Genomic DNA, 22071 nt, shown 5'->3' with positions numbered 1-22071 from the left:
TGACCAGGCGGTTGCCGCCGCGGGCGCTAGGCCACAGATCGAGCAGACGCATCGCCAGCAGGCCACGCTCTCGCCGTCGTATGCCGGGCGGTTGCAGGCACACGCGCTGTCGGTGCAGGTCATTTGACCGGCGCCATCACGCGTTGCATTCGGCTCATCGGACCCTTGCCCACATTGTCCTGCGGGCCGTGGTGACGCACCGGTTGTTGTACGAGCCGGCGGATTGCCAGTGGCGACACCGACTCGTCGTTCAGGTCCTCGCGTAGCTGGGCGAGGTAGGTACGGTCGCGTGCCAGCCCAGGATCGGCGAACAGCGCGTCCAGGCGGCCGAAGTCGCGGTAGTAATTGAGTCTTTCGACCTCGTCGTAGATCAGTGCGACGCTGTCAGCCGCGAGCAGTTCCTCGGGCAACTGCCCCAGCTGCTCGGTGCTGGACCGGTTTTCGCCGCTCGCTTGGCGGTTCTGTCATCGAGTTTGCTCATCGCCCGCTGCCGTTAGCGACGGTGGTGCTCCCGCAGCGTCTCCTGGGCATCTTCCGGTGGCAGCACGATCATGTCGGAGCCGACCTGGTCGATGAAGTCCGCGCGCTGCTCGGTCTGGATTTCCCTGGCCTTCCGGAGCAAGAGGTGGTGCTAACGCCGATTCTCGCGCAGCGGATTCGACCCCAGTTTGATCACTCGTACTCGTAGCGGAGGCGGCGGCCGCCCCACCAGGGGACCTCGACGGTGGGGAGGTCAGCTTGGCGGAGAACGGGTGAGTAAGCGCGTCGATCGAGGCGGGCGATGATCTCATTGTCGCGGTTTTCGATGGTGCCGCCGGTGGAGAGGAATCGGCGTTGGAGGGTGTCGGGTGTGGCGGTGGCGTAGCCGGGAAGGCGTCGGCGTAGCGCGGCGCAGACGGTGTGGGCGAGCACGGAGAGCACGACGTCGAGGTCGATGTTGAGTGGGACCGCGCCGGAGAGGGCGTCCAGGCCGAAGGAGCGGATGGCTTCGGCGAGGCGTTGCTCGATGGCCATCCGCCGGGCGTAGGCCTCGATCACGTGTTTGGTTGGGGTGTCGGGCTGGTTGGTGATCAGGATGGTGGGTTCGTCGTGGCCGAGCCCGGTGATGGCGAGTTGGCGCAGCGTGCCGGGGTAGGCCGAGAGTGTGGCTGCGGGGTCTTCGATCACGCGGACCCGGCGGGTTTTCCTTCTGGCTGGCTTTGGCGAGATCGGCGTTGGCGTAGAGCAGGGTGTGGGTGGCGGCGTCTTCGGCGAAGAAGGTCAACACCGAGCGGGTGCGCTGTGAACGTCGTGGCACGTAGTGCTTTTCCGGTGCGGGATCGTCGCCCCAGTGCATGACGGCGTGGAAGTCGAGGTTGATTGTCTCGCCGTGCGCGAGCCCGGCAGTGAGGCTGGCTTTGTCCAGCGCGGCAAGGAATCGTTGCTGCCGGGCGTGATCAAGCCGGTAGGAGTAGGTGGTCAGCGCGGTGGCTTTGGGCAGGCTGGTCAGCCCGGCGAACAGTGCCGCACCAGCATCGGTGGCGATGTCGTCGACGTGGGAGACCCGGCGAGTGGTGGTGAGTTTGATGGCCAGCAGCGACAGTATTGAGCTCAGTGCCGGGATGACAGAGGTACTGGGATATGTTATATGCCACGTCGCTGGCCCAGTGGTGGACGTTTCTGGAGCAGCGCGGCGAGGCCAACGGCTGGAGTGTGGTGGGGGTTCCGGCGGTGGCGGGGTTCCTGTCCTGGTTGCGCAACGGCCGCACCGTCGAGCACGCGATCGCCGCGCCCGTCGAGTCGCCGTCGGCCGAAACGTTGGAGGCGCGGCTGGCGGCGCTGATCTCTTTCTACCGATGGCAGCACGCGGTCCACGACGTGCCCGTCGCGGAGCGTCTGCTACGGGGTGCCCCGCGCCGCCGGCCGGCCCGGGGTCTTCTCGCTCACCTGGATGCTCGTGAAGCACCGAAGCCGTCCTCACTGGTGCGGGTGCGCCGGTCGTCGCGACGCCAGGACCGGCCGCCGGTGCTTCTGCCGACGCAGATCCAGGCGATCCTGGATGGCTGTGCCATCGCGGACACCACGGCTGGGGACTGGGTGGGGAACCTGCGGGACCGGCTGCTGCTCTCTCTTCTTGCTGAGACTGGCTGCCGGTTGGGGGAGGTGTTGGGCATGTGGGTCAGTGATTTCGTGATGGGTCGCGGCGAAACCCCGTATGTCGAGGTGGTGCCGCGGGAGGACAACCCGAATGGGGCGCGGGTGAAGATGATGCGGCCTCGGCGGGTCTATGTCGGCGCCGACCTGGAGCGGCTGTTCGCCGACTACCTGACCCTGCTGGCCTGCCGCGCCACCGAACTCGGGCTGCCGCTGTCCGTCGACAGTTCCTTGTTGGTGAACCTGTCCCGGCCGCCACTGCTGGCACCGTTGCGGGAGGGCACGGTCCGGGACAAGGTGAACGCCTTGCGGCGCAAGCTGTCCGAACGCGAGCCGATGGCGCACTACGGCTGTTCCCCGACGCTGATCACCCACCCCTGGCTGCGCGAAGCGGTCAAGTGGTGCCTGGGCACGATGCTGGAGGCCGGCACGTTGCGCTGGACCACGGTCAGCCAGGAACGGCTGCGCTGCCTGCACCGCTTCGACCGGTGGCTGCAGGTCGCCTTCGACAACCCACTGGATGTCCTGGGCGACCCGGCCGCGGCCGCGGGTCAGGCGGCGGCGTTTCGCCGGTGGGACGCCGACCCTGCCAATCGCAGCGACCACACCAAGCAGCGCCGGATAGTGGCCAAGGTCGCGGCCCGGCAGCTCAACGACGACGTGCGGGCGGTCGGCGAACTGTTCGAGTTCATGGCCGCCAACTCCGGCGAAGCCCGCCGCGTCCTGGGGAGCCTGGCCGAACCCTGGGTGCGGGTCACCGCCACTCACGCGGCCAGTTGGTTCCGGCAGGTCTCCCGGATCCCGCATGAACGCCTGCTCAACGATGAGCACTACGTCGACGACCAGGCGCTGGGCCAGATCACCGCCGCGCTCCCGCTGCTCGGCCTGTCCAAAGACCGGCAGATGCCCATCATCCGCAGCGACGGCGAGACGGTCACGGCCACCGGCATGAACGACCCGCAGGCCATGCGCATGATCCTGCTGCAGATCCTCACCGCCCGCCGCTCCAGTGAGATCCGTCTCTGCGACTTCGACTGCCTGTCCGCACCACTGATCGCGCCGTCGAGGCCGCCGAGGGCGAGGAGATCGCCCGTTCCCGCTACGCCCAAAGCAAAATCGACATCGCACCCGACACCATCCTCGTCGACGCCGAAGTCGTGGCGATCATCGAAGAACAGCAGCGCTGGGTCCGCCAACGGCTCCCCGATGTCCGGCCGACGCAGTTGTTCGTCCAGTTGCTGGGCAACCGGTCCGGCGTCAAGCCCTACCCATCGGGGACCTACAACTGGCGGCTGCGCGAGTTCAGCGATCTGGTGCGGATCACCGACGGCAAGGGACGCCTCGTCCAACTCAGCCATACCCACCGGTTCCGGCACACCAAGCTGACCCGTCTGGCCGAGCTCGGCCTGCCCATCCACGTCCTGCAGCGCTATGCCGGGCACGCCACCCCGTCCATGTCGATGCACTACATCGCGCACCGCGAGGAACACGCCGAGCAGGCGTTCCTGGCCACCCGCAAACTCAAAGCCGACGGCACCACCGTGGTGTTCTCCCGCGACGACCACGACCGGCTGCACCTGTTCGACCGCGCCGACCGCTTCCTGCCGCACGGCTGGTGCCTACTGCCACCGCTCCAGAGCTGTGACAAGAGAAACGCTTGCCTGACCTGCGCGGTCTTCGTCACCGACAACACGCACGCCCAGACCCTGGCCCAGCAACTGGAGGAAACCGAGGCATTGATCCAACGAACCGCCGCCGCCTTCCTCGAGCGGCACGGCCGGCCCATGCCCGACGACAACGTCTGGCTCGCCCAACGCCAGGCCGAGCGGGAAGCGCTCCAGCGCCTGCTGGCGGCGCTCAACGACAAACCCGGCCGGGCCTGTCAAGGCGCCGGCTGTCCCACCACGCCCACCACCGGTCCCGTCCCCATCACCCTGCAGCGTCCAGGAACCCCACGGTGAGCAACAGGCGCACCGAACGAATCGCGGTGCTGACCTCTGCGGCCAAGGCCAAGTCTCAGGCCAAGACCGCCGCCGCCGAGCAGGCCATCCGCGACCTGATCAAACGTGGCGAGCCGATCACGTTCCAAGCCGTCGCCCGCGCCGCCGATGTCTCTCACGCGTTTCTCTACAACCATCCCCAGCTCCGCAGCCGCATCGAGCACCTACGCGCCCGCCACCGGCCCCAACCGCAACCTTCCGACACCAGCGACACCGACAACAACTTGCTGCTCGCCCTCACCACCCAGATCGAACGCCTCAAGAAACAGCACCGCGCCGAAGTCCAAGCGCTCCGCGACGCCCTGGAACAAGCCCACGGAAAAACCTCGACCTGCGCCGCGAGCTCACCCGACGAGGCTGGCAACCCACCAACGATCTATCAATCGCAACAACAACCTGACCTGCGCAGACACCGCAATTTAAAGATCGAACCGCAGATAACTTCCGGGGTCGGCAAGACCCACCTGGCCACCGCGCTCAGGCACATCGCCGTGCGCCGCCGGCACAGCGTGCTCATGCTCCGCGCCGACGCGCTGTTCAAACGGCTTAAGGCCGCCCGGCTGGACAACAGCGTCGAAGTCGAGATGCGCCGACTCGCCCAGGTCCAGCTCCTGCTGATCGACGACTTCGCCCTCCAGCCACTGGAGGCAACCGAAACCGCCGACTTCTACGAGCTCGTCGTGGCCCGCCACCACACCGCATCCACCGTGCTGACCTCCAACCGCGAGCCCGCCGAGTGGCTGGCCATGATGAGCGACCCGCTCCTCGCCCAATCCGCCGGCGGCCGGCTCACCTTTGGGCGTACTGAAACAGCCGTCGTGCGCTGGCGACGGCGTTTCGTACACGTGCCTATGCCACTGATCATCAGCTATCGCAACCAGGTCGACCCCGACGGTGACCTGTGGATGTCCGTATTCGAAGCCACCGGCCACCTCCTTCCGCCTCGGACACACGGGACACATGGCCGGCTCAACCGGGAGCAGAGCCACCGCGGTCACCGAGGCGCGTGTCGACCGGCAGCGGACTGGGATAACGCCGTTGCGGTCCAGAGCGGCGCCGGGCAGCTCGATATCGATCTCCCTGATATCGACTCAGCGAGGAGCTTCCCGTGAGGCTCATCGTCATACCTCGTGCGCAGAACCCTACATAACCCCTGAGCCACAAAGTCTGACGCGCGAAACACCCACTCACATAACTTATTAAGGGTGCGGTGTGAGCCGCACCTTGGTCGGTCGTTGGCCGATTGAGAAAGCAGGCGCATACTGGCGTTGATAAGACCCGTCCATCGGGGGTGGTCCGATGGCTGTCATCGAACGGGCAGGTCGGCCAGGTAACCTGCCGGTCGCGTTGACCAGCTTCATCGGAAGGCGCACGGAGATCGCGGTGGCTCGGTCGCTGCTTTCCAAGTGCAGAGTTCTCACGCTCACCGGCACCGGCGGGGTCGGTAAAACCCGGTTGGGCATGGAGGTCGCCACGGCGGCGCAGCGTGCCTTTCCTGACGGCGTGTGGCTGGTGGAGCTGGCCGATCTCACTGACCCCACGATGCTTGCCCAGACCGTGGCGGGCGCGGTCGGGCTGCGTGACGAGTTCGTGACGCCCCTGCAGCTCGCGGAGCATTTGGCTGACAAGCGCACACTGATCGTGCTCGACGACTGCGAGCACCTGCCGGACGCGTGCGCGTTGTTGCTGGGCAAGCTGCTGCCGGTGGCACCCGGCGTTATCGTCCTGGCCACCAGCCGCCAGCGGTTGGGGGTCGAGGGTGAGCAGATCATGCACGTCGATCCGTTCCCCGTCTCTTCGTCGGGAAATTCGGGAAATAGTGACTGCTATGAGGCCCTGCAGTTGTTCGTCGAGCGCGCCAAGGCCACGGCACCGACCTTCGAGCTGACCGACAGTAACCGGAAGATCGTGGTGGCCATCTGCCAGCGACTTGATGGGGTGCCGCTGGCGATCGAACTCGCCGCAGTGTGGGTGGCCAAACTGACCCCCGCGCAGGTCCTATCCCGGCTGGCCAACCGGTTCGGACTGCTCACCGATGGACACCACGGCGCGCGGCCGCACCAACGCACCTTGCAGGCCACCATCGACTGGAGCTTCTCCTTGTGCTCGCCTCAGGAGCAGGCGCTGTGGAGCCGGTTGTCGCTGTTCACGGGAGGGTTCGATCTGGAGGCGGTCGAGTCTGTCTGCTCTAGCGACGACGTACCGCGCGAAGAGATTCTTGGCCTGCTGGCCGGTCTGCTCGACAAGTCCGTGGTCATCCGGCTCGACAACACCTACGGCAAGGCGCGCTATCGAATGCTTGAAACCGTCCAGTCGTACGGCCTCGCTCGGCTCGCCGCGTCCGGGACGGAAGAGGCGTTCCGCATCCGCCACCGCGACTATTTCCGGCAGCTGTCCATGCGCTACGAGGTTGAGTGCTTCGGGCCCCGTCAGATCGAGTGGTTGCTGCACTTGCGCCGCGAGCACCCCAACCTCCGGGCCGCCATCGAGTTCTGCCTCAGCCGCGGTGAGAGCCGCACCGCCTTGGAGGTCGCCGGACCCACGTACCATTGGATCTCCTCCGGCCACCTGAAGGAGGGGCTCGGCTGGTTGGATCGGGCGCTGGCCATCGACGACGAGCCCAGCGCCGTTCGCGCCAAGGCCCTCTGGGTGCGCAGCTTGCTGGCGATCCTGCTCGGCGAGCAGGGCGTGCGGGAATGCACGCTGGAGGCTTGCCGGGCACTGGCCGAGCAACTGGACCACACCAACGTCTTTTACCCGAAGATCTGGCAGTGCTCCGGCCTCGTCGCGTTCATGCAGGGCGACCTCGACCGGTCCCAGGAGCTGTTCGAAAAGGCCCTCGAAGGGCACCTCCGCGCTGGTCCAGGTCATCTGCACTGCGCGTTCGACTGCATGTTCCAGCTTGCGTTGATCGCGTTGCACCGGGACGAGGCGGGCGCCGGGGACTTGGTGGGCCGCTGTCTCGACTTCTGCGAGCGCCATGGTGCGCTGTGGTCGAAGTCGTACGCCCTGTGGTTGCAGGCCGTGTACAGCTGGCGGCGCGGGGACCCGAACACGGCGCTGTACCTGCTGCACGAAAGTATTCGGTTGCAGCAGCCAGTCAACGACCAAACGGGGCTGTCGTTCTGCATTGAGGTCATCGCGTGGTGCGAGGCCGAAAACGCGCAGTGGGAACGGGCCGCAGCCCTGCTCGGAGCGGCGGTTGCCATGTGGAAGCGCAGCGGTGCCAACACGTCCTACGACGCGATCCACCGGTTCGCGCACGACGAGGTCGAGCGACAGGTGCGCATGGAGCTCGATGCGGATCTCTTCGCTAGGTGCTACGCCGAGGGCGCCCGGTGCACCCTGGAGGAAGCGGTGGCACTGTCGCTTCCCTATCCCGTGCCTGAGCAGCCGCGTACCGAGGCTGAAGGGAAGGCCCAGCGCGCCGTGCTCACCCCCCGCGAGGCCGAGATTGCTGAACTCGTCGCTCAAGGGATGAGCAACCGCAAGATCGCGGCAAGCCTCGTCATTTCCCCGCGCACGGCCGAGGCCCATGTGGAGCACATCCTGACCAAGCTCGGTTTCAGCTCCCGTACTCAGATCGCGATGTGGATGGCTACGACCAGCGAGTAGGCGACTGTGCTAGTGTCCTGCGCCGGAGATGCGTTGACAATATGATCGGAGTGACTCCAAGATCTCATCAGCGCTCTTGGTCCAGATGAACGGCCGGGGATCGTTGTTCCACTCGTCGATCCAGTTGCGGGTATCGGCCTCGAGTGCCTGGACGCTGGTGTGCACGCCGCGTTGCAGGAGTTTGGTGGTCAATTCGCCGAACCAGCGTTCGACCTGGTTGATCCAGGACGATCCGGTCGGGATGAAGTGGATTTGGAATCGAGGATGCTTCGCTAGCCATTTCTGGATGATCTCAGTTTTGTGGGTGGCGTAGTTGTCACAAATGACATGGACGCCTAACTCCGCCGGTACGGTCTTGTCGATCTTGGTGAGAAATTTGCGGAACTCGACCGAGCGGTGCCGGCGGTGCAGCGAGGAGATGACCTTGCCGGTGGCGATGTCGAAGGCGGCGAACAGGCTGGTCACGCCGTTGCGCACGTAGTCGTGGGTGCGACGCTCGGGCATGCCGGGCATCATTGGCAGTACCGGTTGCGACCGGTCCAGCGCCTGCACCTGGGATTTCTCATCGGTGCACAGAACCACTGCGTTCTCGGGCGGGTTCATATACAGGCCGACGACGTTACGGACCTTCTCGATGAACTGCGGATCGGTAGAGAGCTTGAATGTGTCGGCCAAGTGGGGTTTAAGGTTGAACGCTTTCCAGATCCGCCCCACGGTCGATTTGCTCAGCCCGGAACGCTTCGCCATCGATGCACGCGACCAATGCGTCGCGTTGTTCGGTGTCTCTTCCAACGTCGAGACGACCACCTTCTCCACCTGTTCGTCGGTGATCTTCCGCGGCGCGCCTGGGCGATCCTCGTCGGCCAACCCCTCCAGTCGTCGCTGGACAAACCGCGACCGCCACTTGCCCACCGTCGGCCGCGACACCCGCAACCGCTCGGCGACATCCACATTGGACAAACCATCGGCGCATGCCAGCACAATCCGACACCGCAACGCCAAAGCCTGCGAACTCTTCGCCCGCCGAGCCCAACGCTGCAACGTCGAACGCTCATCGTCGGTCAGCACCAACTCAGCTTCGGCCGCCCAACCCTCGCCATTTCCGCAGTATAGCCTGTTTCGACCATGAATTTCCGGTGCAGGACACTACCTATCGGCTCGGCGGGGTCACCATCTCGCTGGGCAACCCCTCGCTGCCGGAGCTGCTGCACCGGCTGGACAACCCTCAGGTTGAGGGTGATGGTGGCGCCGTGTTGTTCTGGAAGATCTCAGTCGCGTTGGTCGCGTTCAGAAGATTCCACATCGGACAATTCTGCTGAACCTGGATGCGGACTCGGTGACGGTTGCGGTGCACGTTGCGGAACGCTCGAACGCTGAATGGGCACCGGACCGCCGCTGATGCTGCTCGGGCTGGGCACTTCCTTACGGGCGACCTCTTCGGCCGCCCGCACGGCTTCCGCGATCTCTGGGGCGGTGGAGGTATCGAACCAGGCTTTGACCGATTCCTCTTCTTCTTCGGGCGCAGTGGTGGGCATTTCTTCCGTCGGTGGCTCGTAGCGGAATACGCCGTCGGCGCCGGGCGCGCCGAGCATCCGTGCGAAGCCTTCCAGGGCGTTGTTGAAGTCGCTGGGCACGACCCATACCTTGTTGGCGTTTCCCTGCGCCATCTGCGGCAGCGTCTGCAGGTACTGGTAGGCCAGCAGTTCCGGGGTCGGTTTGCCGCGTTTGACGGCCGCGAAGACCTTCTCGACGGCTTTGGCCTGGCCTTGTGCCTGCAGGTAGCGGCTGGCGCGGTCGCCTTGCGCCCGCAGGATGCTGGACTGGCGGTCGGCCTCCGCGCCAAGGATGGCCGCCTTCTTCTGGCCTTCGGCGGCGAGGATCGCGGCTTGCTTCTGGCCTTCGGCGGTCTTGATCGACGATTCCCGCTGTCCTTCGGCGTTGAGGATGGTCGCGCGCTTCTCGCGGTCGGCGCGCATCTGCTTCTCCATGGAGTCCTTGATGGACGGGGGTGGGTCGATGGCCTTGAGTTCCACCCGCGCGACCCGGATGCCCCAGCGCCCGGTCTCTTGATCCAGCACGCCGCGCAGCTGGGTGTTGATGGCGTCGCGGGAGGTCAGGGTTTCTTCCAGGCTCATGCCGCCGACGACGTTGCGCAGCGTGGTGGTAGTGAGCTGTTCGACGCCGATGATGTAGTTGGAGATCTCGTACACCGCCGAGCGTGCGTCGGTGACCTGGAAGTACACCACGGTGTCGATGGACACCGTCAGGTTGTCCTGGGTGATCACCGGCTGCGGCGGGAAGGACACGACCTGCTCGCGCAGGTCGACGCGGGCGCGTACCCGGTCCAGGAATGGCACCAGGAAGCTCAGGCCCGGCTCGGCCACGTTGCGGAACCGGCCGAGTCGTTCGATCACCGAAGCCGTTGCCTGCGGCACCACCAGCACGGTCTTCACCGCGATCACGAGGACCAGCAGCACGATGACAGCGAGGACGATCAGTCCGAACGGGTCCACGTCAGCCTCCTCAGGGTTCGGCCCACACGACGGCGGTGGCCCCGGAGATGTCCATGACCATCACCGTCTGGCCGGTCTCCAGCACCTGGGTCCCGTCGAACGCCCGGGCAGACCACACGTCGCCGTCGATGCGTACCCGGCCGCTCGTGGCATCCACGGTCGATTCGACGACCGCTTTCTTGCCGATCAGCGCTTCCACGTTGGTCTTCAGCTCGATACCGCGGTTCAGCCGGCGTTTCAGCGCGGGCCGAGCGACGAAGATCAATCCCAGTCCCAGCACGGCGAACACGGCGGCATCGACACCTAGCGGCACTCCCAACGCCGCAGCTCCGGCAGCCCCCATGGCCGCGAGGCCGAGCATCAGCAACACGAGTTCACCCGAGATGACCTCGGCCACGATCAGGACCACGCCTGCGATCAACCACACCAGCGCGACCATGCATTCATAGTGACAGACGACACAAGGCCGTGGCTGGCGTAAACCGCCTCGTCAACAAGTGGCGGCTACCCGGAGACATCTGATGTACGAGCCACTCGATACGACTCGGGCCTCGGCTGTTTCCCCACATCGACTAGGTGTGCGGTGATGTGCGACTTTGGGCCTGGCGACAGGCAAGGACCTCCGCCGTCAAGGGCTGGATGTCCTTGTTGCCCGGCTCGGACGGGGCAAAGGATCACACCAACCGGTGATGCCGCGGACAGGCACATCGAGCCATGGTCCTGGAATCAAGCTTCGTTCCCGACGTCTGCGATGGGAGCGGGGAATTGGGAGGATTTTGGGACGATCGATGTGCGCTGAACTGCATCGAACCGCTCTGAACGGTCCACAACGGAATCCCCTTGACCTGATGGATCTCTATTTGCGTAGGTCGGGGCGACGCAGATGGTCGTGCTCGAAGGCGGCGTTGTGGCAGGTCGGGCCGGGTCAGGGCCGCTCGCTGGCCCTCTGCTGGTCGGCGGCGTAGACCGTTGCAGCCGCTTGCGCCAGTCGCGCCCACACCGCGGCCTCGGTCAGACGAGCCTCTCGGATCTCCTCGGTGGAGTGGTCCTTCGCCTGCTGCAGGCTCTCTTCTGCTGTTGCGTACTCCTCGGGGTGTTTCATCGCGCACTCCTCATCCGGTCCGCACTGACGTGGTCCTCAGTGCACGCTCCTGTCCTCTGCTGTTCCCGAGCGTAGTTCGGCACGCTGCTGGTTGCCCTTCGCCGAGCAACGGCAGCACTCGCGTGACGGCCGCGCGCATGGGTACCCATGTGGTGACGGACTCGGCGACGTCGCCAAGCGCCAGTGCAGGGGCAGGGGCAGGGGCAGGGGCATGATGTGCCTGCGGCAACTCCGTGTTGGGTTTAGGCTCCCGAGGGCACACAGGAAGACGGGTGTCGATCGGTCGTAAGGGGGGCGGGCGATCATGACTTCCGATGCGCCGCCCACTGGCGGTGGAAGGCGGTCGTCGCGGCAACCCATCTCGCGGGGAGACCTCGGGACTTCGGGTGAACACCGCCGGACGGAGGCGCGCCCGGTCGGTGACGGGAGCGCAGGGCGAGGCAGTGATTTCGCCGAGCTGGCCCGGTTGATCAAGCAACGCGGCCTGCTGAATCATCGTCGCGCCTACTACGCGGCGAAGATGGCCATCAACGGAGGGTTGCTCGCGGCCGCCGGCGCAGCGTTCATAGTGCTTGGCGACTCCTGGTGGCAGGTGCTCACGGCAATGGCGTTCGCGGGAGCGTTCGCCCAACTCGCTTTCATCGGACATGATGCCGGGCACCGCCAGATCTTCCGCACGCGCCGGGCGAACGACCTGGTAGGGCATGTTCACGGGTGCCTCACCGGGATCAGCTATGGCTGGTGGGTCGGCAAGCACCGGCGCCACCACGCCAACCCGAATCACGAGGACGCTGATCCCGATATCGAGATCCGGGTTCTGGCGTTCACCACCGAGCAGGCCCGCGCCAAGCGCGGCATCGTCCGGTGGATGGCGAAGTACCAGGCTTTCCTGTTTTTCCCGCTGCTGACGGTTGAGGGGATCGGCCTGCACGTCCGCAGCATCCAGGCCGTGCTGCGGCGGGAGGTGAAAGCGCACCGGGTGGAAACCGTGCTGCTCGCGGCGCACGTGGTGGGTTATCTGGTGGTGGTGTTGCTGGTGTTGTCGCCGCTGAAGGCGGTAGTGTTCATCGCGGTGCACCAGGGTCTGTGGGGCGTGTACATGGGGTGCGCGTTCGCGCCCAACCACAAGGGCATGCCGACCCTGTCCGCGGGAGACAGGCTGGACTACCTGCGCAAGCAGGTGCTCACCTCCCGCAACATTCGCGGGAGCTGGTTCGTGGATTTCCTGCTCGGAGGTTTGAACTACCAGATCGAACATCACCTTTTCCCGAGCATGCCGCGGCCGAACCTGCGACATGCCCAGCGGCTGGTGCGCCGGTTCTGCACCAGTCGCGGAGTTTCGTACAGCCAGTTCGAATTGCTCAGCTGCTACGCCCAGGTGCTGCGGCACCTGCACGCGGTCGGCATGCCATTGCGACACCCGTCCAGCAGCCGCAACACCTCGTAGCCGCTCTGGTCGTATGTCCGCACGCATCCGACGACGCGGGAGGGTTTTCTGGTGAAGGCCGCCACCGTGGTTCCAGGCAGGCCGGAGTTGTCGGCGGTCACCGAACTGCCCGGTCCCGTGCCGCAGCCGGGGGAGCTGCTGGTGCGTGGCCTGTTGGTGGGGTTCTGCGACATTGATCGTGATGTCACCGAACGCGCGCGTGGCGTGTTGCCGCCGGGGCAAGACCGGATGGTTCTCTTTCACGAATCTGTGGGTCGGGTGATCCACGCGCCCGCGGTCAGCGGTTTCCAGGAGGGCGACTACGTGGTGGGCGTCGTCCGGCGTCCGGACCCGCAGCCGTGCGAGGCGTGCACGGCGGGGCAGTGGGACTTCTGCCTCAACGGCGAGTACACCGAGCGCGGCATCAAGGAACTGGACGGATTCGGTGCTCAGCAATGGACGGTCGAGCCCCAGTTCGCGATCAAGGTCACCCCGGCGCTCGGTGATCTGGGAGTGCTGACCGAGCCCGCATCGGCGGTGGCCAAGGCGTGGGAGCAGGTCGACACGATCGGCAGACGAGCCTACTTCGCTCCCCGTCACGCGCTGGTGACCGGCGCCGGACCGATCGGCCTGCTCGGTGCGCTGCTCGGCGCGCAACGCGGCCTGGACATGCACGTTCTCGACCACGCCACCGAGGGGCCCAAGCCGGATCTGGTGCGCGCGCTGGGCGCCACCTACCACACCTCGCTGGACGATCTGGGCTGTGAACCGGATGTCGTGATCGAGGCGACCGGATCCGGGAAGGTCGTGTTCGAGGTGCTGCGGCACACCGCGCGCAACTCCATCACGGTGCTGACCGGCAGCACGGGCCACCACCGCACCGTGCCCTTCCCAGCAGCGGCGATCGACAACCAGTTGATGCTGGACAACGACGTCGTTCTGGGCAGCGTGAATGCCAACCTGCGCCACTACAACCAAGCCGTGCAGGCGCTGGCCGGCGCGGACCGGAGCTGGCTGGGATCCTTGATCAGCCGCCGGATCCCGCTGGGTGACTGGACCCAAGTCTTCGAGACGGGCCCCGACGAGTTGAAAGTCGTCGTCGACCTTCAGGCCTAAGCTCGATGAGCCGACCCGGGGTGCTGCTCGACGGCAAGCTGTAGTCGTAGTCCGGCTGCGTTGGTGCGAAAATCAGGGTGAGGATCGAACACATCGGGGCCTGATGGTCGAGGAACGTGATACCGAGTTCGTGACCCGGGGTGGGCACGGTGGGATTGCGCGGTTGCAGTCGAAGGCTGAGGCGCGCCTCGGTCTGCTGGCCGCGGGCTTGCAGGAGTACGCGATCTTCGCGCTCGATGCGGCCGGTCGGGTGGATGGCTGGGATGACGGGGCAGAACGCATCATGGGCTATCGCAGCGAGGAGATCATCGGGCAGCACTTCTCGGTGTTCTCCCCGGCGGAACCGGGCGTCACCGACCACGCGGAATGGCAGCTGGCTCAGGCCGCCGAGCTCGGCAGCCATGTGGACGAAGGCTGGCTCCTGCGCCGGGACGGCACCCGCTTCCGGGCCCACGTGGTGCTCATCGCGCAGCGGTCGGCGGAGGGCGGCGTGCGGGGTTTCATCCAGGTCACCCGTGATGAGACCGAAGCCGGTGTCCGGCAGCAGCGGTCGAGCCGGCGGTTCACCGACCTGTTCGACCTGACCCCGGCCGGTATCGCCTTGTTCGATGCAGCCGAGCGCGTGCTGGATGCCAACGAGGCGCTGTGCGGCCTGTTGGGTTACCGCCTGCATGACCTGAACAACATGCCCGCCACGGGCCTGCTGCACCCCGACGACCGGGCCGTAAGCCTCCTCGTGGACGCCGCGGCAATGGATGCACCGTTGAACCGGTCACGGGTGCACCAGCGGGTGCTGGTGCGTTCGGATGGCCAGGCCGTGCACTGCGACGTGCACAGTGCGGCGTCGGTGGCAGACGACGGAAGCCGGTTCTGGCTGGTGGTGTTCCAGGACATCACCGAGCGGCTGCGCCAGACTGAGGCGTTGCGCTACCAGGCCACCCACGACGATCTGACCGGATTGCTCAACCGCACGGGCCTCAACGAGCTGCTCGACAGCTTGCTGCACCGGGGCGCCGAACAGGTCGCCGTGCTGTTCTGCGACATCGACAACTTCAAGCGCGTCAACGACGCGCTGGGCCACGAGGCCGGCGACGAACTGCTCACGGCGTTGGCGCGGCGTCTCGTGGACGGGCTGCCGCCCGGCTGCACGCCGGCCCGGCTTTCCGGCGACAAGTACCTGATCATCTGTTCGGACGTCGACGCCGTGGGGGGCCTGGAAGTCTTCACGATGTGGGTGGCGGGGCTGCTGTGCACGAGCGTGCCCGTGCGCGGGCATCCCGTCGCCGTGTCGGCCTCGATCGGGGCCGCGATGCTCGACCGGGACACCGTCGGCGCGGATCTGCTGCGCTATGCCAACGCGGCGATGTTCCACGCGAAGACCCGGGGACCCGGGCGGGTGTCGCTGGCCACCCCCACCATGATCGCCACGGTGGAGGAGCAACTGGGCCTCGAAGAGCAACTCCGCGCAGCTATGGAGACCGACTCCCTCGTCCTGCACTACCAGCCGATCCTGGCCGGTGATCGTTCCGTCGTGATGGCCGAGGCGCTGGTGCGCTGGCCACATCCCGACCGCGGCCTGCTCTCACCGGAGGTGATCCTGCGCGTGGCCGAGCAAGGCAACCTGCTGCGCGGACTGGACAGGTGGGTGCTGCGCACCGCCTTGCGCGAGGCCGCCAGCTGGCCCGTCCGGAATGGACCCCCGGTGGCCATCGCGGTCAACCTGGTCGATCTGCTGCCCCACGACCCGGAATTCGTCGACGAGATCACCGCGATCATCACCGAAAGCGGCATCGACTCGCACCGCGTGGTTCTGGAAATCGTGGAAACGTCCTTGATCGACCTGCCCGCACGGCCCCGGGAAGCCATGGTCGAGCTGGCCGAATGCGGAGTGCGCTTCGCCCTGGACGACTTCGGCACCGGTTACTCCTCGCTGGCCCGCCTCAAAGACCTGCCCACGCAGATCATCAAACTCGACCGCCAGTTCGTCTCCGGTGTGGAAACCGACATGGCCGACGTCGCCATCGCCCAAGCCATGACCGGCATGGGGCACGCGATGGGACGCAGCTGCGTCGCCGAAGGCGTCGAGAACATCGGCCAGTTCCGTGTCCTCAGCGACCTCGGAATCGACTTCTACCAAGGCTGGCTGTTCTCCCGCCCGCTCCCGGCCGACCAGCTCCGCGCCTTCCTCGAAAATCCACCCGCCCGGGAACCGGAGTAGGAACGCGCCAACCCTCCGGGGTGCATGAACCGGCGGGCTGGAAGAGGTCGACTGTCTAATCGGGGTCCGTTGTGGACTCGGAGATCATGCGGGCTTCGTCGCTTCGGGCGACGTTGATGCGGCGGGTTTTGGCCTGCTCGGCTACTGGGATGCGCAGGGTCAGCACCCCGTTGCGGTACTCCGCCCGGACGCGGTCGGCATCCAGCGCGGCGCCGAGTTGGAGTTGCCGGGCGAACGTGCCGGTGGGGCGCTCGGTGACCAGGTAGCTCACGTCCGAACTGCTGGACTCGGTCGCGCTGCGCTGCGCGCGCACGGTCAGCGTGTTGTGCTCGGCGGTGACCTCCAGCGACTCGGGGTCGATGCCAGGCAGGTCGAACTCGACGACGTACTCCTCGCCGCGGCGGTAGGCATCCATCGGCATGGGCTGCGGCGTGCGCGCCGCAGTCAACACCTCGTTGGCCAACCGGCTGATATCGCGGAACGGGTCGAACTGCAGCACCGGCATCGCACAACACCTCCTTCCGAACGCAAAACCTGGTGGGTTTGCCGTTCTCGCCTGCTGAGAAAGTTTTGTCCGCGAGGCCCCCGTTCGGCGGCCGACCCGTGCCGCCCGACGGCCGCAGACGACAACCCACCGGGGTCTATCGGACGGTGAGTAGGTGGCCGCCGTCGGTCTCCCAGCGGGCTTCCGGCGACGCCTCGGTTGGCTGCGGGATGACCGCAGGAACGGAATTCGGGGCATCGGCGAGCAGATCGTGGGGTGTGGCGACGTTGTCCGGTTCGGACGCCCTCGTCAGCACCGCGTTCCCGCGAAGTTCGGTCGTGTCCGCGGGGATGACCAGCAGGACCATTCGGTGTCCGCTCGGGTCGGTCAGGCTGACCGTGTCTTGATCGAGTGTGTGGAAGCCTTCGAGCCGTACCTGGTGCCCCCCGACGCGGAGTTTCCGAGGGGCCGGCGCCCACGCGGCCAGGTTGTAGGCGAGCCGGGTCATCGGACCGCGGGTGGCGGCGAGAGCGGTGAGCAGCGCGGTGAACTCCGTCGTCGGGTTCGCCGATCGCGGCCACCAAGCGCCGTCGACGAAACCTCGCGTGCCGGTTTCCGGCTTGACTGCGGCGCGGGCGCCTGCAGAGGTGGACTGTGCGGTGCCCGGGTTTGGCTGGTCGGGTCCCATGCCGGAACTCCCTCCCGGCCGTTCGACGACCGGTACTGACCCCCGGGACTGTGGAAGCGGGACTGCTCACGTTGCCGAGAACCTCGTTGACTTCAGCCTACGCCTGAACGCGTGGAACAGAGAGGCTGTTCTGCGGGCCTTAGGCACAGACCGGCCAGTGATCATCCAACCTGTCCAACCGGTAGCTACATACAAGTCGGAACTCAATGGGATCTTCGCAATGCTGGACCTGTCGGCAATTCGTGACGTTCAGGTACCCGGATGGTGCCACCGTACGGTGAGCAGATCACCGGCGGTGGGGTGGATGCCGGAGGGCGCAAGCACCAGGTCTCCCTCGTGCAGGACGCTCGCCGGCGCGGTCGCGCCTGCGAGGCGGTCTTGCACCAGCCTGCGCAGGCGTGCGTCGCACTGGCGGTAGAAGCGCAGCTGGATGCGGCGGCCGAACAGCCGCCAGCCCAGCCGGGCGATCGGGCCCAGAGCGGGCGAACGTTGCGACGGTGCAGCGAACCAGAGGTAGGGAAGGCGCCCTGGTGGCGGGTCAGGACAGCCGCCACGGCGGCGACGGCGTTGAACACGCCGAGGCCAGCGCCGCGCGGGCCCGCCGCACCACCTACGGCCGGAGTCCACGATGAACAGCCCGGGGTCGATCGTGATCAGCTCTCGCGCACCGTGGGCCGACCTGCGGCAGCGCAAGCAGACCGTATACGACTCCATCGACGCCCAGCACCGGCGGATAGGCTCGCTCTGATGGCTCGGTTCAAACGGCTCACCTGGGCCGATCTCGACAATCTCACCCGAGACGAACTGCTCCCCCGGCTGGAGGCCGAACAGGCGTACTGGGCACGTAATTCGCGTGATCACGGGCGCTGATCGCCACGCAGGCGAGGCGCTTTTGGGCATATGTAAGGGCCTCCGCAGCTGCGGAGGCCCTTACCGGAATGCCAGCTCGAGTTTGTCGAGCGTCTTTCGCATTTCTGAACTCCGTCCTTGAGTTGGACCATGCATTCCTTCGGGGCTGTCGCCATCGCCCCTTCGGTTCACCGACCCTCTCAATCGATTCACCACATTTTTAGTACACGCCCGTTCAGGGCATAAGTCAATGAATCGAGCCGTCTGAGCTGCGAAAAACGGCGCGTGCTCAGCGGGGACGGAACGGGTTGTCCCGGGGATCCGGCGGATGCTCGGTTTCGCCCCGGCGGTACCGCTCGGCCTGCCAGGCTTCCCAGGCTCGTTCCAGTTGCGACGTCGAACTGGTCGGCAGGGTGGTGGTCTCGCAGAAGGTGTGGAAGTCCAGGTCCGGTTCGGTCAGCCGACGCCGCCGCTCGGCCCGCGCGTCCGCACGCACGGCCGCGCCGTCGAGGTTCTCGACGCGACGGGCGCGGGCCAGTTCGTCCACATCGGCGGCGATGCGCTCCAGCACAGCGGCGACCCGCGCGAATCCACGGCTCGGTTGCAGGTGGCCGGCCAGTCGGCGATCGGGCGCAGGTTCACCACCGGCGGGTAGCGGCCGGTGGTGAGCTGGGTCAACCAGGCCGCGCACTGGCGCAGCCAGTCCACCTCATCACTGAGCCGGTCGGCCACCTGGTCCCGCCCGCCCAGTTCGGGATCATCCCCGTCGTCCGGGTCCTCCGGGGCAGGCCAGCCCGCCGCCCGCAGCTCGCCCAACGCGGCCTCAGCCGCCTCCACGTCGGCCCCGGCGACGAGAGCCCCGCCGCTTTCGCCAGCGTCCGGATCGAGACGCCCTCGGCCCGAGCCGAGACCAGCGCCCACACCCGTTCCTGTTCGGCCTGCTCCAGCCGCCACGCCGCCCGTGACACTCGTTGCAGCACACGGTTTTCCCGCTGTCTGGCCTCGATCCGCTCGCTGATCGTCACGGGCGCAGCCTGCCACAGATGTTCAGGAAACTCTGTCTGCACCAAGTTTCCGCAGCTCAGAGACTGTTGGGTAACTGGGTGGTTACGCAGCGATGTTGGTTTCGGCGGTGAGTCGGCGGGCGGCTTCGCGTTCGGTGGCGTTGGACCACCGGATGCTCTGGCCGGCGAGCCGGGTGGCCATGAGGCGGATCATCGCGAGTTTGATCATGTTTTCGGAGTTCGCGGTCAGGCGTTCGTAGTCGCGGGCGAGGCGACGGTTGCGGATCAGCCACCCAAAAGTTCGTTCGACCACCCACCTACGTGGTAGCACCTGGAACCCCTTGACATCGTCGCTGCGTTTGACGATTTCCAGTACCAGTCCGAGTTTTTCCTTCGCCCAGGCCAGCAGGCCGTTGACGACGGAGTTGGCGTATCCGCCATCGGCCCACACCAGAGCGATCGAGGGGAACCGGGCCGCCAGGCGTCGCAGGATCTCGCGCCCGCCGCGCTCCGCGCGGTCCTGCACCGATGCGGAGGTGACCATGACGACCAGCAGCAGGCCGAGGGTGTCCACGACCAGGTGCCGTTTGCGGCCTGTCGTTTTCTTGCCCATATCGAACCCGCGTTCCTGCCCTCCCTCGCTGCTTTTGATGGACTGGGCGTCGAGCACGGCCGCCGACGGGTCCGCCGTGCGTCCGGCCTGGCGCCGAACCTGATCGCGCAGCGCGTCGTGGACACGGTCGATCGTGCCGTCGGCACTCCAGTCCCGAAACCAGCGATAGGCCGCGTCCCAGGGCAGCAGATCACGGGGAATCATCCGCCACTGACAACCCGAACGCAGCACGTAGAAGATCCCGTCCAGCACCAGGCGATCGTCGTATTTCCTTGCCATACCGCCCTTTCGGCGGTCTCGTACCGGCATCAACGGCTCCAGGACCGCCCACACCTCATCGGTCAGACTGGACGGATAACATGGGCGGCGATCATCCCCGCCGGTATCGCAGTTGCACACACAACAAGATCACGGCGGGGATGATCTCTTTGTCATCTCGACACACCGACCGTGATCAACATCACGCCACGCTCAGTGTCGCCCCAGTTACCCAACAGTCTCTCAGACGGATCGATTCACTTGACTTATGCTCTGAACGGGCGTGTACTAAAAGTGCGGTGAATCGATTGAGAGGGTCGGTGAACCGAAGGGGCGATGGCGTGACAGCCCCGAAGGAATGCATGGTCCAACTCAAGGACGTTCGTAGTCCTGAGCCCCGCCGGAAGTTCTGGAGCAGGCGGAGTCCAGAAGTGCGAAAGACGCTCGTCAAACTCGAGCTGGCGTTCCGGTAAGGGCCTCCGCAGCTGCGGAGGCCCTTTCATACGCCCAGAAGCAACTGCCAGGTCACCCTGCCGTAGTGGTACAGCGACGTATTCGAGGGAGACGAGTTCTGACGCGGCGCCGTTGGCCGCGCCAGCGTTGCTGAGTGTGCCGCTAGTACACGCCGAAAAAGCAACGGTTAGCTCACGCAAGCGGCTCCGTGGGGACGACTGGAACAGCAGAAGGCCCCCGGCGCTCGCTGGTGGCCTTCCCTTCCTGTGTCCGCTGATCAGAGCCCAAAGAAGTGCGCCACGGCCTTCGCCGCGGACTTGATCTTGTCCCAGACCCAAGCCGGCCGCTTCCTTGATCTTGTTCCAGACCCACTCGACCTTCTTGGCCAGCCAATCGGCCGCCTTTTCCACGAAGTTGATGACTGCGGTGACGACGGTGTCGAACCCGTCTGCGATCTTCATCAGGAACGTGCGCTCGTCCGGGTGCTTCAGGCCGCGATCCCTGATCTTCTTGAAGAAAGCATGGTTGGCTGCGAGCAGCTTATCGCCGGTCTCCTTCTCCTTCTCGTTCATCGTCGCGATCCACGCGGCATCGTCCAGGCTCTTTGCCTGAAGCTTGGGGATCTCGTGATGAACCTGCGGGTCCGTGTCCTGTGGGGTTTCCATACTCTGCCTGTGGGGCTGACCTGCGGTTTCATGCTGCGCGTTCGTATTCGTTGATCAAGCCTCCCAGGACAGATCTGCGTCTGATTCGTTCGTGGTTGAGGTTGGGGATGGGGTGGTCCGCCTGCGGAGGCCGGAGTTGGTGACCTCGGTGCGGTCGCCGACCGTTGTAGTGCTGAACGTAGTGGGCCAGCACGGTTTGCAAGTGTCGTTCACCGAAGATCAGCATGCGATCGGTGAGTTCGGTTCTAGCGGTGAGCACGAACCTCCCGGCGAAGCAGTTCGCGCGGGGCAGCCGGGAGGAATCTTCACTCCTGGAAGTCGAGCGTGGCTGGCGTGACATGAAGCAGATCATCGATCTGCGACCGGTCTACCACCGAATCGAGAAACGCATACGCGCCCACGTCCTGCTCTGCTGGCTGGCCCTGCTACTGATCCGCATCGCTGAGACCCGCACAGCCGCCACCTGGCCGACCCTGCGCGACGAGCTACTGCGACTTCACCTGGGCACATTCACCGGCCCTGCCGGCTCGTTCCGCCAGCGCACCGAACTGTCACCGACCCAGAAGAAGATCCTCGACACGCTCAGCCTGCCCGAACCCCGACGCATCTACCAGGCCACACCCGCAGCACGCTGACCAGCACCGATACCACCGCCTAGTGACACGCCCCGTCACCGGGCCAATCAGCATTCCCGCAGATCAACCCACGTTTTCACGGACTAGTCAGCAACCTGATCTGTGGAACCTGGGGTGTTTTGTACTGCGGTTTCTCGGTTTTCGCAGGTAAGTGTCCTTTTAGGACTTGTCTGGGGGTCAAGGAGTCGCAGGTTCAAATCCTGTCAGCCCGACGTTGGCGGAAGCCCGCTGGCATGGCGTGAAAGCGCAGTTCAGCAGGCTTTTTCGTGGCTGGGTGTGGATCTTGTGGTGATCCTCGG

At 65.8% G+C, this 22071-nt stretch carries 24 protein-coding genes and 1 pseudogene; 10 read left to right on the top strand and 15 right to left on the bottom strand.

Annotation, left to right across the window (positions count from 1 at the left end):
• Positions 1 to 119: 119 nt before the first annotated feature.
• The 3 genes from ACRXBZ_RS01900 to ACRXBZ_RS01890 all read right to left on the bottom strand — a co-directional run bounded on the left by ACRXBZ_RS01900 (position 120) and on the right by ACRXBZ_RS01890 (position 1167).
• A complete protein-coding gene (locus ACRXBZ_RS01900; protein ID WP_433877483.1) occupies positions 120 to 410 on the bottom strand; it encodes a hypothetical protein in 291 nt (96 codons plus the stop codon).
• Between the two features lie 83 nt (positions 411 to 493).
• A complete protein-coding gene (locus ACRXBZ_RS01895) occupies positions 494 to 622 on the bottom strand; it encodes a hypothetical protein (RefSeq protein WP_433877482.1) in 129 nt (42 codons plus the stop codon).
• Positions 623 to 672: 50 nt separating this feature from the next.
• Entirely contained in the window at positions 673 to 1167 is a 495-nt protein-coding gene (locus ACRXBZ_RS01890) for a hypothetical protein (RefSeq protein WP_433877481.1), read from the bottom strand.
• Between the two features lie 175 nt (positions 1168 to 1342).
• On the opposite strand from ACRXBZ_RS01890, the gene ACRXBZ_RS01885 reads away from it, so the two are divergent.
• The 5 genes from ACRXBZ_RS01885 to ACRXBZ_RS01865 all read left to right on the top strand — a co-directional run bounded on the left by ACRXBZ_RS01885 (position 1343) and on the right by ACRXBZ_RS01865 (position 7748).
• Entirely contained in the window at positions 1343 to 1588 is a 246-nt protein-coding gene (locus ACRXBZ_RS01885; RefSeq protein WP_433877480.1) for a hypothetical protein, read from the top strand.
• Positions 1589 to 1620: 32 nt separating this feature from the next.
• Complete coding sequence (locus ACRXBZ_RS01880) at positions 1621 to 3519, top strand: site-specific integrase (protein WP_433877479.1); 1899 nt, start codon at positions 1621 to 1623, stop codon at positions 3517 to 3519.
• Complete coding sequence (locus ACRXBZ_RS01875; RefSeq protein ID WP_433877478.1) at positions 3447 to 4094, top strand: tyrosine-type recombinase/integrase; 648 nt, start codon at positions 3447 to 3449, stop codon at positions 4092 to 4094. The genes ACRXBZ_RS01880 and ACRXBZ_RS01875 overlap by 73 nt, the downstream gene beginning before the upstream one ends.
• A complete protein-coding gene (locus ACRXBZ_RS01870; RefSeq protein ID WP_433877477.1) occupies positions 4091 to 5245 on the top strand; it encodes a DUF6262 family protein in 1155 nt (384 codons plus the stop codon). The genes ACRXBZ_RS01875 and ACRXBZ_RS01870 overlap by 4 nt, the downstream gene beginning before the upstream one ends.
• Positions 5246 to 5432: 187 nt before the next feature.
• Positions 5433 to 7748 (top strand): ATP-binding protein, encoded by a 2316-nt coding sequence (locus ACRXBZ_RS01865; RefSeq protein ID WP_433877476.1) that lies wholly within the window; start codon positions 5433 to 5435, stop codon positions 7746 to 7748.
• Between the two features lie 9 nt (positions 7749 to 7757).
• On the opposite strand, the gene ACRXBZ_RS01860 is transcribed toward ACRXBZ_RS01865, so the two are convergent.
• From ACRXBZ_RS01860 to ACRXBZ_RS01845, 4 genes are all read right to left on the bottom strand, one after another.
• On the bottom strand, positions 7758 to 8879 hold the full coding sequence (locus tag ACRXBZ_RS01860; protein ID WP_433883777.1) for an IS630 family transposase: 1122 nt from the start codon (positions 8877 to 8879) through the stop codon (positions 7758 to 7760).
• A 137-nt stretch (positions 8880 to 9016) separates the two neighbouring features.
• Positions 9017 to 10261, bottom strand: a complete 1245-nt coding sequence (locus tag ACRXBZ_RS01855; RefSeq protein ID WP_433877475.1) for an SPFH domain-containing protein — start codon at positions 10259 to 10261, stop codon at positions 9017 to 9019.
• Positions 10262 to 10271: 10 nt separating this feature from the next.
• A complete protein-coding gene (locus tag ACRXBZ_RS01850; protein WP_433877474.1) occupies positions 10272 to 10700 on the bottom strand; it encodes an NfeD family protein in 429 nt (142 codons plus the stop codon).
• Positions 10701 to 11186: 486 nt separating this feature from the next.
• The gene (locus ACRXBZ_RS01845) at positions 11187 to 11363 is read right to left on the bottom strand and encodes a hypothetical protein (protein WP_433877473.1); all 177 of its coding nucleotides are present in this window, start codon (positions 11361 to 11363) and stop codon (positions 11187 to 11189) included.
• A gap of 457 nt (positions 11364 to 11820) precedes the next feature.
• Between ACRXBZ_RS01845 and ACRXBZ_RS01840 the strand changes: the two genes are divergently transcribed.
• The 3 genes from ACRXBZ_RS01840 (at position 11821) to ACRXBZ_RS01830 (ending at position 16123) form a co-directional block, all read left to right on the top strand.
• Complete coding sequence (locus tag ACRXBZ_RS01840; RefSeq protein WP_433883776.1) at positions 11821 to 12810, top strand: fatty acid desaturase family protein; 990 nt, start codon at positions 11821 to 11823, stop codon at positions 12808 to 12810.
• Positions 12811 to 12861: 51 nt separating this feature from the next.
• Positions 12862 to 13905: a glucose 1-dehydrogenase gene (locus ACRXBZ_RS01835; RefSeq protein ID WP_433877472.1), complete on the top strand. Its 1044-nt coding sequence runs from the start codon at positions 12862 to 12864 to the stop codon at positions 13903 to 13905.
• A 163-nt stretch (positions 13906 to 14068) separates the two neighbouring features.
• A complete protein-coding gene (locus tag ACRXBZ_RS01830; RefSeq protein ID WP_433877471.1) occupies positions 14069 to 16123 on the top strand; it encodes a putative bifunctional diguanylate cyclase/phosphodiesterase in 2055 nt (684 codons plus the stop codon).
• Positions 16124 to 16178: 55 nt separating this feature from the next.
• Here the strand turns inward: ACRXBZ_RS01830 and ACRXBZ_RS01825 are convergent, their stop codons facing one another.
• The 3 genes from ACRXBZ_RS01825 to ACRXBZ_RS01815 all read right to left on the bottom strand — a co-directional run bounded on the left by ACRXBZ_RS01825 (position 16179) and on the right by ACRXBZ_RS01815 (position 18009).
• Positions 16179 to 16628: an Hsp20/alpha crystallin family protein gene (locus ACRXBZ_RS01825; protein ID WP_433877470.1), complete on the bottom strand. Its 450-nt coding sequence runs from the start codon at positions 16626 to 16628 to the stop codon at positions 16179 to 16181.
• A gap of 136 nt (positions 16629 to 16764) precedes the next feature.
• Positions 16765 to 17295 (bottom strand): DUF5994 family protein, encoded by a 531-nt coding sequence (locus ACRXBZ_RS01820; protein WP_433877469.1) that lies wholly within the window; start codon positions 17293 to 17295, stop codon positions 16765 to 16767.
• Positions 17296 to 17544: 249 nt separating this feature from the next.
• Entirely contained in the window at positions 17545 to 18009 is a 465-nt protein-coding gene (locus ACRXBZ_RS01815; RefSeq protein WP_433877468.1) for a hypothetical protein, read from the bottom strand.
• Positions 18010 to 18042: 33 nt separating this feature from the next.
• Between ACRXBZ_RS01815 and ACRXBZ_RS01810 the strand changes: the two genes are divergently transcribed.
• Positions 18043 to 18165 (top strand): hypothetical protein, encoded by a 123-nt coding sequence (locus ACRXBZ_RS01810; protein WP_433877467.1) that lies wholly within the window; start codon positions 18043 to 18045, stop codon positions 18163 to 18165.
• Between the two features lie 268 nt (positions 18166 to 18433).
• Here the strand turns inward: ACRXBZ_RS01810 and ACRXBZ_RS01805 are convergent, their stop codons facing one another.
• From ACRXBZ_RS01805 to ACRXBZ_RS01785, 5 genes are all read right to left on the bottom strand, one after another.
• Positions 18434 to 18640: a hypothetical protein gene (locus tag ACRXBZ_RS01805; protein ID WP_433877466.1), complete on the bottom strand. Its 207-nt coding sequence runs from the start codon at positions 18638 to 18640 to the stop codon at positions 18434 to 18436.
• Positions 18601 to 19065, bottom strand: coding sequence for a hypothetical protein (locus tag ACRXBZ_RS01800; protein ID WP_433877465.1), 465 nt, complete (start codon positions 19063 to 19065; stop codon positions 18601 to 18603). Before ACRXBZ_RS01800 ends, ACRXBZ_RS01805 begins: the two co-directional genes overlap by 40 nt.
• Positions 19066 to 19251: 186 nt before the next feature.
• On the bottom strand, positions 19252 to 20160 hold the full coding sequence (locus ACRXBZ_RS01795) for an IS5 family transposase (RefSeq protein WP_433877464.1): 909 nt from the start codon (positions 20158 to 20160) through the stop codon (positions 19252 to 19254).
• Between the two features lie 125 nt (positions 20161 to 20285).
• Positions 20286 to 21137, bottom strand: a complete 852-nt coding sequence (locus ACRXBZ_RS01790; protein ID WP_433877463.1) for a hypothetical protein — start codon at positions 21135 to 21137, stop codon at positions 20286 to 20288.
• A gap of 28 nt (positions 21138 to 21165) precedes the next feature.
• A complete protein-coding gene (locus ACRXBZ_RS01785) occupies positions 21166 to 21477 on the bottom strand; it encodes an integrase core domain-containing protein (protein ID WP_433877462.1) in 312 nt (103 codons plus the stop codon).
• Here ACRXBZ_RS01785 and ACRXBZ_RS01780 point away from each other — a divergent pair.
• Positions 21398 to 21772: pseudogene (locus ACRXBZ_RS01780) on the top strand (IS1634 family transposase); the annotation flags it as partial. The gene ACRXBZ_RS01785 and the pseudogene ACRXBZ_RS01780 sit on opposite strands and share 80 nt — an antisense overlap.
• Positions 21773 to 22071 lie beyond the last annotated feature (299 nt).

The organism is Saccharopolyspora hattusasensis (genome assembly GCF_050972075.1).
Classification (GTDB): Bacteria; Actinomycetota; Actinomycetes; order Mycobacteriales; family Pseudonocardiaceae; genus Saccharopolyspora; species Saccharopolyspora hattusasensis.
This window is presented reverse-complemented; position numbering and strand designations above follow the sequence as displayed.